Annotated in this window: 17 protein-coding genes; 7 read left to right on the top strand and 10 right to left on the bottom strand. The window is 63.6% G+C overall.

Annotated features, from left to right (window positions below):
- Positions 1–17: 17 nt before the first annotated feature.
- Genes NKI47_RS12570 through NKI47_RS12560 form a run of 3 tightly spaced genes read right to left on the bottom strand, consistent with a single transcriptional unit; the run spans position 18 to position 2,896 of the window.
- On the bottom strand, positions 18–1,160 hold the full coding sequence (locus tag NKI47_RS12570; RefSeq protein WP_352590430.1) for a carbohydrate ABC transporter substrate-binding protein: 1,143 nt from the start codon (positions 1,158–1,160) through the stop codon (positions 18–20).
- 20 nt (positions 1,161–1,180) lie between these two features.
- Positions 1,181–2,341: a CaiB/BaiF CoA transferase family protein gene (locus NKI47_RS12565; protein ID WP_352590347.1), complete on the bottom strand. Its 1,161-nt coding sequence runs from the start codon at positions 2,339–2,341 to the stop codon at positions 1,181–1,183.
- A 3-nt stretch (positions 2,342–2,344) separates the two neighbouring features.
- Entirely contained in the window at positions 2,345–2,896 is a 552-nt protein-coding gene (locus tag NKI47_RS12560) for a MaoC family dehydratase (protein ID WP_352455282.1), read from the bottom strand.
- A 190-nt stretch (positions 2,897–3,086) separates the two neighbouring features.
- Between NKI47_RS12560 and NKI47_RS12555 the strand changes: the two genes are divergently transcribed.
- Entirely contained in the window at positions 3,087–4,184 is a 1,098-nt protein-coding gene (locus NKI47_RS12555) for a lactonase family protein (protein WP_352590342.1), read from the top strand.
- A gap of 7 nt (positions 4,185–4,191) precedes the next feature.
- On the opposite strand, the gene NKI47_RS12550 is transcribed toward NKI47_RS12555, so the two are convergent.
- Positions 4,192–4,905: a GntR family transcriptional regulator gene (locus tag NKI47_RS12550; RefSeq protein WP_023676076.1), complete on the bottom strand. Its 714-nt coding sequence runs from the start codon at positions 4,903–4,905 to the stop codon at positions 4,192–4,194.
- Between the two features lie 258 nt (positions 4,906–5,163).
- On the opposite strand from NKI47_RS12550, the gene NKI47_RS12545 reads away from it, so the two are divergent.
- From NKI47_RS12545 to NKI47_RS12520, 6 genes are all read left to right on the top strand, one after another.
- Positions 5,164–6,252 (top strand): ABC transporter ATP-binding protein, encoded by a 1,089-nt coding sequence (locus NKI47_RS12545; protein WP_352590339.1) that lies wholly within the window; start codon positions 5,164–5,166, stop codon positions 6,250–6,252.
- Between the two features lie 36 nt (positions 6,253–6,288).
- On the top strand, positions 6,289–7,578 hold the full coding sequence (locus tag NKI47_RS12540) for an ABC transporter substrate-binding protein (protein ID WP_023676074.1): 1,290 nt from the start codon (positions 6,289–6,291) through the stop codon (positions 7,576–7,578).
- Positions 7,579–7,781: 203 nt separating this feature from the next.
- The gene (locus tag NKI47_RS12535) at positions 7,782–8,693 is read left to right on the top strand and encodes an ABC transporter permease (RefSeq protein WP_023676073.1); all 912 of its coding nucleotides are present in this window, start codon (positions 7,782–7,784) and stop codon (positions 8,691–8,693) included.
- A 4-nt stretch (positions 8,694–8,697) separates the two neighbouring features.
- A complete protein-coding gene (locus tag NKI47_RS12530) occupies positions 8,698–9,516 on the top strand; it encodes an ABC transporter permease (protein WP_352451583.1) in 819 nt (272 codons plus the stop codon).
- A 2-nt stretch (positions 9,517–9,518) separates the two neighbouring features.
- Positions 9,519–10,259 carry an aspartate/glutamate racemase family protein gene (locus tag NKI47_RS12525; RefSeq protein WP_352590335.1) on the top strand — a complete coding sequence of 247 codons (741 nt, stop codon included), beginning with the start codon at positions 9,519–9,521 and terminating at the stop codon, positions 10,257–10,259.
- A 5-nt stretch (positions 10,260–10,264) separates the two neighbouring features.
- Entirely contained in the window at positions 10,265–11,101 is an 837-nt protein-coding gene (locus NKI47_RS12520; RefSeq protein WP_352590332.1) for a GNAT family N-acetyltransferase, read from the top strand.
- Between the two features lie 51 nt (positions 11,102–11,152).
- On the opposite strand, the gene NKI47_RS12515 is transcribed toward NKI47_RS12520, so the two are convergent.
- The 6 genes from NKI47_RS12515 to NKI47_RS12490 all read right to left on the bottom strand — a co-directional run bounded on the left by NKI47_RS12515 (position 11,153) and on the right by NKI47_RS12490 (position 16,087).
- Positions 11,153–11,299, bottom strand: a complete 147-nt coding sequence (locus NKI47_RS12515; RefSeq protein WP_352452379.1) for a hypothetical protein — start codon at positions 11,297–11,299, stop codon at positions 11,153–11,155.
- Positions 11,300–11,375: 76 nt separating this feature from the next.
- Positions 11,376–12,668 carry an NAD(P)/FAD-dependent oxidoreductase gene (locus NKI47_RS12510; RefSeq protein ID WP_352590329.1) on the bottom strand — a complete coding sequence of 431 codons (1,293 nt, stop codon included), beginning with the start codon at positions 12,666–12,668 and terminating at the stop codon, positions 11,376–11,378.
- Positions 12,665–13,642, bottom strand: coding sequence for a branched-chain amino acid ABC transporter permease (locus NKI47_RS12505; protein ID WP_352569443.1), 978 nt, complete (start codon positions 13,640–13,642; stop codon positions 12,665–12,667). Before NKI47_RS12505 ends, NKI47_RS12510 begins: the two co-directional genes overlap by 4 nt.
- Positions 13,639–14,547 carry a branched-chain amino acid ABC transporter permease gene (locus NKI47_RS12500; RefSeq protein ID WP_352569309.1) on the bottom strand — a complete coding sequence of 303 codons (909 nt, stop codon included), beginning with the start codon at positions 14,545–14,547 and terminating at the stop codon, positions 13,639–13,641. Before NKI47_RS12500 ends, NKI47_RS12505 begins: the two co-directional genes overlap by 4 nt.
- Positions 14,544–15,293 carry an ABC transporter ATP-binding protein gene (locus NKI47_RS12495; RefSeq protein WP_352590326.1) on the bottom strand — a complete coding sequence of 250 codons (750 nt, stop codon included), beginning with the start codon at positions 15,291–15,293 and terminating at the stop codon, positions 14,544–14,546. The genes NKI47_RS12500 and NKI47_RS12495 overlap by 4 nt, the downstream gene beginning before the upstream one ends.
- Positions 15,290–16,087, bottom strand: a complete 798-nt coding sequence (locus NKI47_RS12490) for an ABC transporter ATP-binding protein (protein WP_352590323.1) — start codon at positions 16,085–16,087, stop codon at positions 15,290–15,292. The genes NKI47_RS12495 and NKI47_RS12490 overlap by 4 nt, the downstream gene beginning before the upstream one ends.
- Positions 16,088–16,197 lie beyond the last annotated feature (110 nt).

Below are 16,197 nucleotides of genomic sequence, written 5' to 3'. Positions count from 1 at the left end.
CTCCTCCGTTCGGTTGTTCAGGCTCCTCCGCCGGCAACGCCGGACACCTGCGTCGAAAGGCTCTCCCGAAACAGGCGATTGAGATCGGCAACGACGCGAGCGGCATTGTGCCTTTCGCTCAGGCCGAGATTGATGCGATCGGACGCCGCCTGCTGGAACGCCATGTAGCCGTCGTGCCGCGGCCTGACCCAGGCACCTTCGAGCGTGGCCCGCGTGTCCTTGTAGAAATTGCCGGCGGCGGCGTTGACGGCGGCATCCGCCCAGGCTGCCGCATGGCCGGGCTGGCCGCCGGCCGAGGCGTAAGGGCCGCGCTGCACGTCACCGCTGGCGATCCAGTAGGCGAAGTCGATTGCTTCCTGTCCGGCCTTCGAGAAGGCCGACACGGCGATGCCGGTGCCGCCGAGCGCCGAGCGTTTGGGGCCGGCATTGCCAGCGGCCGGAATATCCGCGAAAGCCAGGCGGTTGGGTCGAAACCCGGCGATGGCATAGGAGACATAGCCATAGATCAGCGGCGCGCAGGCGATCCGCGAGCCGGATCCGGCCATTTGCTCCAGAACCGCGATCGGATCCATGCCAAGACAGGCCGGGTCGACGAGGGCTGCGATCTCGCGCATCATCTCGAAGACCTGCTTGCCCGCTGCCGGATCCACATGGTCGCCAGGGCCTTCACCGGCGGGTCGGCCGAGATTGCCGGCAAGCGTGTAGAACACCATCAGCGAATGCGGCGGCCTGAGCGGCAACAGCACGTGGCCTTGCCGGGCCAGATCGAGGGCATCGGCCCAGCTCGCCGGCGCAGCCGAAAGCATGTCGGGCCGCCATGCCTGCACCTGGCTGGCCGCGTCGATCGGAAACGCCCACTGCCGGCCTTGCCAGTTGTAGCTCGGAAAGGACCGGCCGACGCTGCCCGCCGCAAGTGCTGCACGCTCGCCTTCCCGGCCGGCGACATCGAGCGGCGTCAGGCAGTTCTCGGCGGTGATCTGGCCGACATGCGGATGGTCGACGACGATCAGGTCGTAGGCACGAGCCAGTTCCTCGACCGGGAAGGATTCGAAATCCTGCAGCGAGCGCTTGTCCCATTCAACGGCGACGCCGGTGCGTTCCGTCCACACTGCCGAACAGGCGACCATCGGGTCATAGCCGCGCGGATGGCTCCAGGTCATGCCTTTGAGCGTGACGTCGCTCACAGCCCGAACTCAGCGCGGATTTTTGCGCTGTGCTCGCCGATGCGTGGCGCGGCCCGCTCGACCTTCGCGCGGATGCCGTCTACCCTGAGCGGCGAGCGCGTGGTGAGGATCGAAACGTCATCCTCGCGCGTCACCGTCTGCAGCATGTCGAGGACCTGGAAGCCTTCGCTGGCCATCATTTCCGGCCAGGTCAAAACCTTGGCGCACCAGATGTCGGCAGGCTCGAGAATGGCAAGCCATTCGTCGACCGTCTTCGTTGCGATCTTTTGCGCGATGATCGCCTTGATCTCGTCGCGGGCGGTGAACCAGGTCGACGGCTGGTCGCGATAGGGCGCAAGCTCCTCGAGCCCGAGGAGATCGGCGAGTTTCGAGATCGGCGTCATGGCGATCGCCAGATAGCCGCCCTTGGCCGGATAGACGCCGTAGGGCGCCGAGAGATAGGCGTGCGCGCTGCGGAAGCTCGACCGCCGCGGCAGCCGGCGCCCGTCATTGAGATGCGTGGTCAGCACCTCGAACTGGAAGTCGACCAGCGCTTCGAGCAGGCTGGTCTCGACATGGCTGCCCTTGCCGGTCACGCCGCGCCGCACCAGTGCGGCGAGGATGCCTTGCGCGGCGGCGGAACCCGCCAGCATGTCGGCGATCGCCAGGCCGAAGGGCACCGGCCCCTGGTCCTCGTCGCCGTTCAGCCACATCACGCCGGAGCGGGCCTGCGCCAGCAGATCCTGCCCGGGCCGCTTGACCCACGGGCCTTCCTCGCCATAGCCGCTGATCGAGGCGTAGACCAGGCGCGGATTGATCTTGCGCACCGCCTCGTAATCGAAGCCCAGGCGTTCGATGACGCCGGGCCTGAAATTCTGGATCAGCACGTCGGCCTTGGCCAGCAGGCCGCGCAGCGCCGCAAGGTCGGCCTCGTCCTTCAAGTCGATGGCAAGGCTTTCCTTGGCGCGGTTGATCGCATGGAAAATGGTGGAATCGCCACCGATCTCGGTGTCGCTGAGATAGAGCCGGCGCGACAGATCGCCGCCGTCCGGCCGTTCGATCTTGATGACGCGAGCGCCGAGGTCGAGCAGTCGCAGCGAGCAGTAAGGCCCGGACAAGAACTGGCTCATATCGACAACGATGAGCCCGGTCAGCGGCAGTTCGGCAATGGCAGCCATTGCCTATTTCTCCGTCTTGCCGGCGAAATCGGCCGGATTGCGGTACTTCACCGTCTGCAGGTGCTCGCAATAAAGCACGAGCTCGCCTTCACCCTTGAAGACTTCATAGCTGGCGCGGATCAGCCCCATTTCCTTGTATTTTGGCTTCTTGTCGAGGTTGGAGCGGATCGAATAGATCGTGTCGCCTATGAACACCGGCTTGATGAAGCGCAATTTGTCGTAGCCATACGAAAAGGCGTTGATGCAATTGGTGGCGACGAGACCGAGCCCGGCCGAGAACACGAAGGCCCCTGCCACCAGCCGCTTGCCGAAAATGCCTTGCGTCTCGGCGAACATCTGGTCCTGCACGTATGGATGGATGTCGAGCACCAGCGTGTTGAAGAGATGGCTGTCGCCCTCGGCAATGGTCCGGCGCAGCGAGCGGATCTTCTGGCCGACCGGCCAGTCTTCGTAGAACCAGTTCTCCGCGTTCCAGACGGGAAGGTCGGCGTGATCCCTAGGCATGTTGGCGGGGTGTGTCGATGCCACGCCCACGGTTGGCGCGAAACCGCTCATGACGACTTCCTTTGGGAGCGGGAATCGTCCATCAGGGCGCGCCGCGGACCAGCGAAATGCATGATCGATCCTCCCGTCAATCTTCTTTTGTGAATAGTATTTTCACATATGGGGTTGTGTTGCAAGCGTGAACAGGCGAAATTTTGCCTGCTCCGTCGGGGCCAATGCCGGCGGAACAAGGGAGGAAGTGATGCAGAATGCCTGTCTGGTTTTCGTCGGCAGCCTCAATCGCGACGCCCCGTATTTTCAGGGCGCGCGCGGCATCGGGCTGGGTGTCTACAGTTTCGACGAAGGGAGGCTGCAGACGAAGAAACTGGCCGAGACGGGAGACATCGACAATCCCACCTTCCTGTCGGTGACGCCGGACGGCTCCCACATCTATGCCAACTCAGAAGTGTTCACCTGGCGCGAAGGGGTGGTCTCGGCCTACCGTTTCGACAGGCAGACCGCCACGCTGTCCTACATCAACAAGCAGCCGACGCTGGGCAGCATCACGGCGCACAACACCATCACGCGCGACCGTACGAAGCTGCTGGTCGCCAATTACGGCATGGGCGAGGGCGGCCCCGATCGCTCGGTCGTGGTCTATGGGTTGGGTGAGAATGGCGGCCTGACAGCGCCGTTGTCGAGCGTTGCCCATAGCGGGACCGGACCAGATCCTGCCCGCCAGGAGCGGCCGCATGCCCATAGCGTAACCGAGACGGTTGCCGGCGGCATGGCGATCGTCGCTGACCTCGGCATCGACCGGCTGGTGTCCTATCGCATCGGCTCAGACGGCAGCCTGACGAAGCTCGCCGAGTCGGCGCTTGCGCCAGGCGCGGGTCCGCGCCATCTCGCACTGCATCCGGGCGGTCGCTTCGTGTTCGTCATGAACGAGCTGGATTCGACGGTTGTCTCGCTGGCGCTGGACGAAGCATCAGGCAAGCTTCCGGTGATCGACAGCAAGCCGGCCGTGCCGCCCGAGGCGCGCGACGGCAATCACTGCGCCGACATCCAGATCTCGCCTGACGGCCGCTTTCTCTACGGCTCCAACCGCGGCCATGACAGCATAGTGGTGTTTTCGATCGACCAGCAAACCGGCAGGCTTGCCCTTGTGGGCTATACGCCTTGCGGCGGCGCCACGCCGCGCAATCTGGCACTGACGCCCTCGGGCGGCCATCTGTTCTCGGCCAACCAGAATGCCGACCGCATCTCGATTTTCGCCCGTGATGTCGCAACCGGCCGGCTGACCGACGCCGGCCGATCCATCGATATTGGCACGCCGATGTGTGTGAGGATCGTGCGTTGACGCGATCTCAGAACTCGAGCGCCTGCCTGAGTGCCGGGCCGCTCCTGACGCGCAGATCGAGGTCGGCCTCGATATGGTCGATGTGGTGCAGCATCAGCGCGCTGGCGCGTTCGGCATTGCCATTTTCCAGCGCCTCGAGGATCTGCGTGTGTTCGTTGTGGCCGCAGCTCGAGATGCCCGAGCGGCCATAGAGTGCGATCACCAGCGATGAACGAGCGACCAATTCCTCCATGAAGCGCTGCAGGATGACGTTTCCCGCGACCGACGCCAGAAGCAGGTGAAAATCCCCCGACGCCTTGATCTCCGATCGCCTTGCGTTCGGTCCGCGTTCGGCGATGAAACGGCCTTCTTCGTCGAGCTGGGCCTTGAACGCGGCGACATGCGCCGGCGTCATCCGTCCGGCGGCGGCAATCGCGATGCCTGGTTCGATGAGCCGGCGCGAAGCAAAAACCTGCCGCGCTTCCTCCGGCGACGGATTGGCGACGAAGGCGCCGCGATTGCGCTCGGTGCGCACCAATCCCTCGAAGGAAAGCATCTGCAGTGCCGCACGCGCCACGGTGCGGCTGACATCGAACAGCGTGCCGACTTCGCCTTCGGAAAGCTTTGTTCCCGGCGCCAGCCGGCGATCGACGATCGCGTCGCGCAACTGGTCGCGGATCGCCTGCGCGCGATCCTCGTTGGCGGCCTCGATAGCAGGGAAGGTCTGGTCGGCAATGTTCATGGCAGTGGTCCTGCGTTCTTCTACCCTGAATCGCATCGCTTGGACGAGAGACAAAGTGAATACAGAGATGAAAAAGATTGCATACGATCTTTGCGAAGATCGGCGGCAATCGCCTATAATTTGTGCATTGCACAAGGGCGACGTATCGGCAGCTATATAGAGGCGGCCCTGATTTCTTCGAGGATTCAGTTGGTTGGTGCGGCGGCGCGCAACTGGCACGCATGATGCTTTGGCTAATCCGACCAAAGGGGAAACTGGATGTCCAAAGCCGCCGAAATCGACATTGTGTCCGTTTCGAAAGTCTATGGCGCGACGACTGCCGTCGAAGGCATCAGCCTGAAAATCCCTGCGGGTACCTATTGCTGCCTGCTCGGTCCGTCCGGCTGTGGCAAGACCTCGACGCTGCGCATGATCGCCGGGCACGAGAGCATATCGAGTGGCGACGTGCGTCTCGGCAACACAGTGGTCACCGACCTGCCGCCGGCCAGGCGCGGCACTGCCATGATGTTCCAGTCCTACGCACTGTTTCCGCATCTCGACCTGATCGACAATGTCGCCTTCAGCCTGAAGATGAAAGGCGTCGGCAAGGAGGAGCGCCGCGCCAAGGCACTCGACATGCTGAAGCTGATGCAGATGGCGGCCTATGCCAGCCGCCGCCCGGCGCAGCTTTCCGGCGGGCAGCAGCAGCGCGTTGCTCTTGCGCGCGCATTGATCACCGATCCCGAGGCGCTGTTGCTCGACGAACCGCTTTCGGCGCTCGATCCTTTCCTGAAGATCCGCATGCGAGCCGAACTGAAGAAGCTGCAGACGTCGCTCGGCATCACTTTCGTCCACGTCACCCACAGCCAGGAAGAGGCGATGGCGCTGGCCGACCTGATCGTGGTGATGAACGATGGCCGTATCGAGCAGGCGGCGCACCCTCGCACGGTGTTCGAGCGGCCGGCCACGGCCTTCGTCGCTCGTTTCATGGGCGACCACAATGTCATCTCCGGGCGCGTCGCCGGCAGTCGCGACGGCATGGTCGTTTTCGATGTGCCCGGCGGCGTCACGCTCGCGGCCAGCGGGCAGGGCAGGGAGACCGGGGAACCCATCGACATCGCCATTCGCACCGACCACGTGCGCATCGGCGAGCCGCCGGCAGCCGGGCTCGGCTTCACCGGCATCGTTTCAAACGTCGAGTACCGCGGTTCGACCGTGAAGCTCTCGGTCAATGGCGCCGGCATCGAGGATTTCACCGTAATCGTCGACGACACCAGCTTCTTCGCCAGCCCGGTTGCCGTCGGCGACGCAGTGCCGATCGCCTGGGACGCCGAGGACGCGATCGTCCTTGGTCGTCTCGATTCCTGAAATCCAGCATAACCAATCAAAACAGGGGAACTGAACATGACCAACACCACCGACAAGAAGACTGGAATATCGCGACGTTCGCTGCTCAAGACAGGTGCCGCCGCCGTCGGTTTCGCCGCCGGTTCCGGCGCCATATCTGGCTTTCCGACCATCTGGGCGCAATCGAACATCACGCTGCGCCAGTTCGGCACCGGCGTATCCAACCTCAATGCCATCGCCGACAAGTGCAAGGCCGATCTCGGCATCACGCTGGAGATGACAGCAACCGATTCCGACGCCGCCGCACAGCGCGCCGTGACGCAGCCCGACAGCTACGACATCGCCGACATCGAATACTGGATCTGCAAGAAGGTGTTCCCGACAGGCGTCCTGCAGCCGATGGATGTCACCAAGCTGAAATATTACGACGAGCTGGTGCCGCTGTTCAAAACCGGCAAGCTGGCGCCGGACAGCGTTATCGCCCAGGGCACCGCGCCGCACACGGTCGGTTACGTCGAGGCGCAGGACAGCAAGGTCTTCGCCAAGGCGCCGACCAACTGGTTCACCATGGTGCCGACGATCTACAATGCCGATACGCTCGGCATCCGCCCCGACCTCGTCGGCCGCGATATCACCACCTGGGCCGACATCATGGATCCGGCCTTCAAGGGCAAGACCGCCATCCTCAACATCCCGTCGATCGGCATCATGGATGCGGCGATGATCATGGAAGCCACCGGCAACATCAAATACGCCGACAAGGGCAACATGACCAAGGAGGAGATCGACAAGACGATCGACTTCCTGATCAAGGCCAAGCAAGCCGGCCAGTTCCGCGCCTTCTGGAAATCCTTCGACGAGAGCGTCAACCTGATGGCTTCAGGCGAAGTGGTGATCCAGTCAATGTGGTCGCCGGCCGTGGCCGCGGTCCGCTCCAAGGGCATCGCGTGCCGGTTCCAGCCGCTCAAGGAAGGCTACCGGTCCTGGGGTGGCGGGCTTGGCCTGGCAGCCCATCTCTCCGGCGCCGAACTCGATGCCGCCTATGAATACATCAACTGGTACACGTCCGGCTGGGTTGGCGGCTATCTCAACCGCCAGGGCTATTACTCGGCCAACATGGTGTCGGCCAAGAAGTTCATGTCCGAGGACGAGTGGGGCTACTGGATCGAAGGCAAGCCGGCAAAGGGCGATATCCTGTCGCCGGACGGCAAGGTCATGGAAAAGGCTGGCGCCGTGCGTGACGGCGGCTCTTTCGAAGAGCGCATGGGCAAGGTCGCCTGCTGGAACTCGGTCATGGACGAAGACCGCTACATGGTGAAGCGCTGGAACGAGTTCATCGCTGCGTAGGTACAACGTCTTCCCCTTCTCCCCTTGTGGGAGAAGGTGGATTGGCGCGCAGCGCCAAGACGGTTGAGGGGTGCCGGCCGGAGCGCTGTTGGTGCCAAGCTGGAACACCCCTCATCCGACCGAGCTTCGCTCGGCCACCTTCTCCCACAAGGGGGAGAAGGAAAGGCGGCTTCGCCGCATCGCTGACTTATACCGAGATGTTCATGACAGCCGCGCTCGAACGCCCCGCCACCGCCGCCGCCAAACCCGCCAGACGCCGCCGGCTCTCGATCGGCGCCCTCGTCCCCTATCTCCAGGCAACACCACTTGCCCTGATCCTCGGCGCGTTCCTCCTGCTGCCAATTCTGATGATCGCCGTGGTCTCATTCTGGGATTACGATTTCGCGGCGATGTATCCGGATTTCCTGACCACCAATTATTCCGACACGCTCGGCTCCTGGGTCACCTGGAAAACCTACCTGAATACGCTGAAATACGCCGCCATCGTCTGGGCGCTGACGCTGTTCATCGGTTTCTGGGTCGCCTATTTCCTTGCCTTCCATATCAGGACCACGGCCATGCAGATGGTGCTGTTCCTTGTCTGCACGGTGCCGTTCCTGACCTCCAACATCATCCGCATGATCTCGTGGATTCCGGTGCTTGGCCGCAATGGCCTGGTCAACTCGACGCTGGTGCAAATGGGGCTGATCCCGAAGCCGATCGAATGGCTGCTCTATTCCGAATTCGCCGTGGTGCTGGCCATGGTGCATCTCTATACGCTGTTCATGGTGACGCCGATCTTCAACACGCTGATGCGCATCGACAAGTCATTGATAGAAGCCGCGCGCGACGCCGGCGCTTCCGGCTGGCAGGTTCTGTGGAACGTCGTCATTCCGCTCGCCAAGCCCGGCATGGCGATCGGCACCATTTTCGTCGTCACCCTGGTGATGGCCGACTTCTCGACGGTGCAGGTGATGTCCGGCGGGCAGAGCGCCTCCGTCGCGCTGATGATGAAGAACCAGATGTCGCTGCTGCAATATCCGGCAGCCGCCGCCAACGCCGTCGTGCTCTTGGTGCTGGTGCTGCTGATGGTCGCGGGCATCCTGCGCATCGTCGACATCCGCAAGGAGCTGTGAGGCGATGAGCCAGGACAAGCGCACCCTCGAATTCTATGTGTTGGCGGCGTTCTTCGGTCTTTTCGTGTTGTTCCTCTACGGCCCGCTTTCGGCGATCCTGATCCTCTCTTTCCAGGGCGAGAACGGCGGTCTGACATTTCCGCTGAACGGCGTGTCGCTGCACTGGTTCGCCAATTTGTTCGAGCGCCAGGCGGTCGGCGACTTCGGCGGCAGCTTCAAACGCTCGCTCGTCCTTGGCCTGATGGTGATGGTCGTCACTGTCGCCGTGTCGCTGCTCGCCGGCCTGGCCTTCCGGCAGAAATTTCGCGGCGCAACCGCACTGTTCTATCTGGCCGTCGCCAGCCTGGTCGTGCCGTCGATCATCATCAGTCTCGGAATCGGCGTCGTCTTCCAGCAGATCGGCTTCCGCCCCGCCTGGTACACCTCCGCTTTCGGCGCCCATCTGACCTGGACCTTGCCTTTCGGCGTGCTGATCATGTTTGCTGTCTTCAACCGGTTCTCGCCAGCCTATGAGGAAGCCGCGCGCGATCTCGGAGCATCGTCGTGGCAGACCTTTGCCCATGTCGTGCTGCCGATGATCGCGCCCAGCCTGATCGGCGTCGGCCTGTTCGGCTTCACTCTGTCATATGACGAGTTCGCCCGCACGCTGATGACCTCGGGCACGTTCAACACGTTGCCGCTCGAAATCTACGGCATGACGACGAATGTCACGACGCCGGTGCTCTATGCGCTGGGCACCGTGACGACCGTGTTTTCCTTCCTGGTGATCCTGCTGACGCTCGGCGCAATCGTCTATGTCGGCCGCCGCCGCGAGCGTGCCTGACAGTGCAGATCCTCGTCGTCAATCCAAACACCACCGCCAGCATGACCGATACTATCGCGGTCGCCGCCCGATCGGTCGCTGCTCAATCGACGAAGATCGTTGCCGTCACCTCGTCGATGGGACCTGTATCGATCGAAGGCTATTACGATGAAGCACTTGCCGTGCCCGGCCTGCTGGTCGAGATCGCCGCCGGCGAACGCTCGGGCGCGCAAGCCGCGATCATTGCCTGTTTCGACGACACCGGCCTCGATGCCGCGCGCGCCATGGCCAACATTCCGGTCATCGGCATTTGCGAGGCATCGCTCAGCACGGCCTCGTTCATCGCCCAGCGCTTCACCGTCGTCACCACCACCGGACGTTCGCGCGTGCCGGTCGAAGGGTTGGTGCAGCGCTATGGCATGGCAGGGCGCGCGCGTGTGCGCGCCGCCGACATCCCGGTTCTTGCCCTCGAAGATCCGGCGTCCGACGCACTGCTCAGGCTGCGCAACGAGATTGCGCGCGCCATCGACGAGGATCGCGCCGAGGCGATCGTGCTCGGCTGTGCCGGCATGGCCGATCTGGCGGCGGCGCTGCAGGGGGAATTCGGGCTTCCGGTCATCGACGGCGTGGGCGCTGCCGTGAAACAGGCCGAGGCATTGATCGCCCTTGGCCTGACGACATCCAAGCGCGGCGCCTATGCAAGCCCGTTGGCAAAGTCCTATCATGGCGCGTTGAAATCCTTCGCGCCTGGCGCCGCCGAGTGATCGCAATGCCCCGAACGATCCGAACGCTCGCACGTGAAGAAGTGCAAACCCTTGTCGATTGGGCGGCGGCGGAAGGCTGGAATCCCGGCCTTAACGATGCCGCGCTGTTTCAGGCAGCCGACCCGCAGGGCTTCATCGGCGCCTTTATCGATGGCGAGATGGCGGCCGGCATTTCGGCCGTTGCCTATGGCGACGGTTTCGGCTTCATCGGCCTCTACATCTGCCGGCCGGACAAGCGTGGCCAAGGCCATGGCAAGGTCGTTTGGGATGCCGGCACGGCGCGGCTCGGCAAGCGCACGATCGGCCTCGACGGTGTCGTCGAACAGCAGGCCAACTACCGCAGCATGGGTTTTGCACCGGCCTACCGGACGATCCGGTTCATGGGGTCACCGAATGTCCCGGCAGCCGTCGGCAACGACATTCGCGCCATAGGGCCGGAACTCGTGCCGGACATACTGGACTATGACCGCCGCTTCTTTCCCGGCCCGAGGCGATCCTTCCTGGAACACTGGCTGCGCCCGCCGCATATGGCGCTTGCGATCCTCAAGCACGGCGCCATTGCGGGATACGGCGTCGCGCGCCAATGCCGGGACGGCCGCAAGATCGGCCCGCTCTTTGCCGACAGCCTGGACGCGGCAAGCCATCTCTTCGCCGCGCTCGCGCACATGTCCGGTCCCGGAAACGTCCATCTCGACGTTCCCGAAACCAGCCGGCAATTTGCAGACTTGCTGTCGTCCGCAGGCCTTCAACCGGGCTTCGAGACGGCTCGGATGTACAAGGGAAAGGCGCCGCAGCTCGTGCAGTCCGGAATTTTTGCGATAACGACGTTGGAGTTGGGGTGAGGCGGTACAAGCCGACTTCCAGTGCAAAGTCGGGCAACAGGACTACGCGGTCTATTTTTCCTGAACTGAAATGCCGGAATCGTCGATGCGAAGTTCCACGCCTTTCGGCCTAGTCTCCTCGCGATAAACGTAAATCCCCAACGCAATAACGGCGACGGCCAAAGCGCCGATGATGAGATAAAGATAGTTCTGCTTCATCCGCTGTCGTTAACAACATGATGTGGGCGAGTCTAGCAGTTCGGGTATCAGGACGGCGGCCGGAGACGCACGTCGATCAGCCATCCAGCCGGTCGCGCAGCATGCTCCAGGGGAGCACCATGTTTGGTGCATGCCGCATCAGGCTATGGAACGGGATCGGCGACGGCGGCGCAAACGGCAGCGGCAAATCCTGAGGCTTTGTTCCATCAGCCCAATCCGCAAGCACCTTGCCCATGCTCGTGGTCATGGCGATGCCGCGTCCGTTGCACGCCAAGCCGGCGATCAGCCCGGGGCCGAGATCGACGAGGTGCGGCAGGAAGTCGGGCTTGACGGCAGCCATCCCCGACCAGCTGTATTCAAGCGGCGGGATGTCCGGGAGATCGAGATGCCCGGCAAGCCGCCGCCAGATCGCCCGCGGCACCCGCGTGTCGGCACCGGGGCCAAAAACATGCATGCCGCCGGTGATCAGCCTGTTTTCGCCGTCGAAGCGGAAGGTGAAGAGATTGCGTCGTGTGTCGCCGACGCCTTGCCCGCCAGGAAGCAGGCGAGTGCGTATTTCGCGCGGCAGCGGCGCTGTCGCGATCTGGAAGATTTTCAGCGGGAAATAGGTTCGCTGCAACGCCCGATCCAGCGCTCCGCCATAGGCGTTGGTGGCGACCAGCACCTTTCCTGCGCGTACCGAACCGGAGGCCGTCTTCAAAGCCCAACCATCGCCTATGTGATCGATCGACGCGACACGCGTATGCTCGAAGATGCGCGCTCCGGCCTTTTCCGCCGCGTCGGCCAATCCGCGCGCATATTCGACCGGATTGAGGACGCCACCCGATCTGTCGATCCAGCCGCCGAGATAACCGCGAACGCCGGTCAGCTCTTCGACCGCCTGTCTATCCAGCGCAACAGCCGGCCTTCCGCGTGGTGCCCATTGTTCGGCGCGCGATCTGGTCTTTTGCAAAGCGGCCGGTGAATGGGCTGGTTGTATCCAGCCGCTCTGGACGGCATCGCATTCGATGGCATGCCGCCTGATCAGGTCGAAGACGAGGTCGGCGCTGCCGGCGGCGAAATCGACAAGGCGTTCGCCGCGTTCGGGCCCGAGCTGGGCAATGATATCGTCGGGGTCTCTTTTCGCGAAATTCGGCACGACGAAGCCGGCATTCCTGCCGGTTGCCCCCCAGGCGATGATTTCCGCCTCGAGGACGGCAACCGAGATGCCTTTCTCGGCACTGTGCAGCGCGGTGGAAAGGCCTGAAAACCCGCCGCCGACAATTGCCAGATCGACATCGAGTGCGCCTTCGAGGGTGGGCCGGTCGCGGCGACTGCGGCTGACGGCATGCCAAAGGGAAACGCCGTGCGGCCGGGTCACAGCGTTCATGAGCCGCTCTCGCTCGAGGCCACGCGTGCACGCTTGCCGAACCTTGGACGCCGCGGCCTGTCGCCAAACAGGCCGTTCGGCCTGACCAGAAGGATGACGCACAGCATCACGCCGATGGCGACGATCTGCAGCGAAGCGGCGCGGGCCTGTTGTTCGGGCGAGAACAACATACTGGTCAAGGCTCCCGATCCGGCCCATATCGCCCAGACCAGGATGCTGCCGATGACGGCGCCGATGTTGCTGCCCGAGCCACCGACGATCAGCATCACCCAGACCTGGAAAGTCAGCGCCGGCAAATAATTGTCCGGCGCGATGAAGCCGGTGAAATGCGCCTGCAGCGCACCGGCAAGCGCCATGATGGCGCCACCGACGGCAAAGGCCTGGACGCGGTAGAACCGTGCGCTTTTGCCTAGGGATATCGCGGCCCGCTCATCCTCGCGAAGCGCCTTCAACACGCGCCCCCACGGGCTGCGCGACAGATGCTCCAGCGCGAGATAGACGATCAGCGTCACCACCGAGACGATCGCAAGGTTCGAAAGGTTGAACAGCAACGGCGTTTCGGCAAGACCGCCGAACGGACGCGGAATGAAGCCGATGCCGAACGGCCCGCCGGTCAGCTTCTGGGCATTGAGCGCTACCAGTTGCACGACGACGGCGACGCCGAAAGTAGTGATCGCCAGATAGTCCGATCTCAGACGTAGCGTGGCAATGCCGGTGATGGCGGCGGCGACGCCGCCCAACAGCATGGCGCCAAGCCAGCCGATAAGGATCGGCAGGTCGAAGCCGCCCAGGCGCGCGGCATCGTCGGGCGTGGTCAGCAGCGCCGAGGTGTAGGCGCCGATGGCAACGAAGCCGGCGACCCCGACATTGAAAAGCCCGGTCAGCCCCCATTGCAGATTGAGCCCGAGCGTGATGAGCGAAAAAATCAGCGCGGTGGTCAGGAAGAAGGCGCCGTAGCCGAGCAGATCCATCAGCGTTCCCTCACTCCGAAAAGGCCGATGGGCCGCACGAACAGCACCGCCATCAGGATGATGAACGAGACGGCTGCCCGCCATTCGGCGCCGATCAGCTGCACCGCGCCGGCTTCGGCCATGCCGATGATCAGGCCGCCGAGAACGGCGCCGGGCACGCTGCCGATGCCGCCGAGGATGGCGGCCGCGAACATCGGCAGCAGCATCTCGAAACCCATGAACGGGCGGATCTGGATGAGAATGCCGATCATGACGCCGGCGACGCAGGCCAGCGCGCCACCGATGATCCAGGTGACGCGCACCACCCTGGCGACGTCGATGCCGACGATGCGGGCAAGTGCCGCGTTCTGGCTCAATGCCTGCATCGAGCGGCCGGTCTGGGTCCGCGTCATCAGGAGATGCACGCCGAGCACCAGCACGGCGGTCAGCAACAGCAGCGCGATCTGGTCCGGGGTGATGCGGATGCCGAAACCTATCGGCATGGCGATCTGGATCGCCCGGCTGAAATAGGTCGGACGCGAGGTGAAGATGAATTCGAGCAGGCTTCTCAGCGCCATCGAGGCGCCGAAGCTCGCCATCACCACGATGATCGCCTGACCCTTGGCCCGTAGCCGCGCGAACAGCACGATGTCGAGCGCCAGCGCCAGCAGGCCGGTGGCCGCCATGCCGATGATGAGCGCGACGATCAGCGGCCAACCGAAGGAGAGGGGCGCGATCGGCGCGATCTTGCCGAAAATCGCGCCAATGGCGCCAACCACGGCGAGCGTCGCATAGGCGCCCCAGGCCATGAAGTCGCCATGGGCGAAGTTCGAGAAGCGCAGGATCGAATAGGTGAGTGTCACGCCGATGGCGCCGAGGCCGATCATCGACCCTGCCAGCAGTCCGTCGACGACGAATTGCAGGTTCATGCCGCGCTTCCTTGTCCAAGGTCGAGGCGGCGCTGGCCAAGATAGAGTTCAGCGACGACCGGGTCGTTCCAGAGCTCGGAGGCGACGCCCTGGTGCCGCTCCTTGCCCTCGACCAGCACGTAGGCGCGGTCTCCAATGGCAAGCGCTGCCTTGGCGTTCTGTTCGACCAGCAGAATGGTGACGCCGGACTTTCGGATGCCGGCCAGCATCTCGAACACCATCGCCACGAATTTCGGCGACAGGCCGGCCGACGGCTCGTCGAGCACCAGCACCTTGGGATGGACGATCAACGCCCGCGCGACGGCCAGCATCTGCCGCTGTCCACCCGACAGATTGCCCGCGGCCGTTCTGCGCTGACGGGCGAGATCGGGAAAGGCCGCATACATTTCCTCGATGCGGGCTGGGACCTCGCGCGGCCTCAGGATGACGCAGGCGACCCTGAGATTGTCCTCGACCGACATCAGCGGGAAGATGTTCTCTGTCTGTGGCACGAAGGCAAGGCCAAGGCGGACCATGATGTGAGCGGGCGACGCCGTGATATCCTTGCCGTCCAGCAGCACCGTGCCGCCGGTGATCGGGACAAGGCCGGCGATGGCCTTGATAAGGCTCGACTTGCCGGCGCCATTGGGACCGAGAACGACGACGATCTCGCCCTGGTCGACGGTGATCGAAGCGCCGCGCACGATCGGAACGCCAGGCTCGTAGCCGGCTTCGAGATCGCGGACATCGAGTACCTTTTGGCTCATGCCGTGCCTCCGAGGTAGGCCTCGATGACGCGCGGGTCGCGCGCCACCTCCTCCGGGGTGCCTTCGCACAGAAGCTGGCCGCTCGCCATGACCAGCACGCGGTGGCAAAGCCGCGTCACCATGTCGATATTGTGCTCGATCAGCAGGAAGGTGATGCCGCGCGCATTGATGTCGCGGATGCGGTCGATAATGATCTCGAGCAGGGTTGCGTTGACCCCGGCCGCCGGCTCGTCGAGCAGGATGATCGCCGGGTCGGCCATCATCACGCGGGCCAACTCGAGCAGCTTGCGCTGGCCGCCTGAAAGCACGCGCGCAGGTTCGTGCGCGAGGTGAGCGATCGTGACGAGCTCGAGCAGTTCGACGGCTCTTGTCTCGGCAGCCCTTTCTTCGGCAGCGACCCGCCGGGGCGTCAGGAAATTGGCGAGCAGTTTTTCTCCGACCTGCCCTTGCGCGGCCAGCATGACGTTTTCGATCAGCGTCAGGTTAGGCAAGGGCCGGGGGATCTGGAACGTGCGGCCAAGGCCGCGGCCAATGCGGCGATGGGCAGCTTCCCCCGACACCGATACGCCGTTGAGGAGGATTTCGCCGCTGGTCGGCAGAATGCTGCCGGCGAGCAGGTCGAACATCGTGGTCTTGCCGGCGCCGTTCGGGCCGATAAGGCCAAGTATTTCGCCCGGCCGGACGTCGAACGAGACATTATTGACCGCGACCAGGCCGCCGAAGCGTCTGAGGACGTTCCTGGCCGTGAGGACCGGCGTACGGATCTCCTCCTGCCGTTCCGTCGTGTCGCTCATCAATTCCTCTGGCCGAAAAGCGATCTTCGTCGCCTATGATTTGATTTGTGATCACGCTTGCTTTGATCACGCTATTCGGCTTTAATTTCTTCCGCAAGCCGAAAACGGCC

This window comes from Mesorhizobium sp. M0633, from assembly GCF_040320645.1.
Classification (GTDB): domain Bacteria; phylum Pseudomonadota; class Alphaproteobacteria; order Rhizobiales; family Rhizobiaceae; genus Mesorhizobium.
Note: the sequence above shows the minus strand (reverse complement) of the source record. Positions and strands in the feature narration are given on the sequence as shown.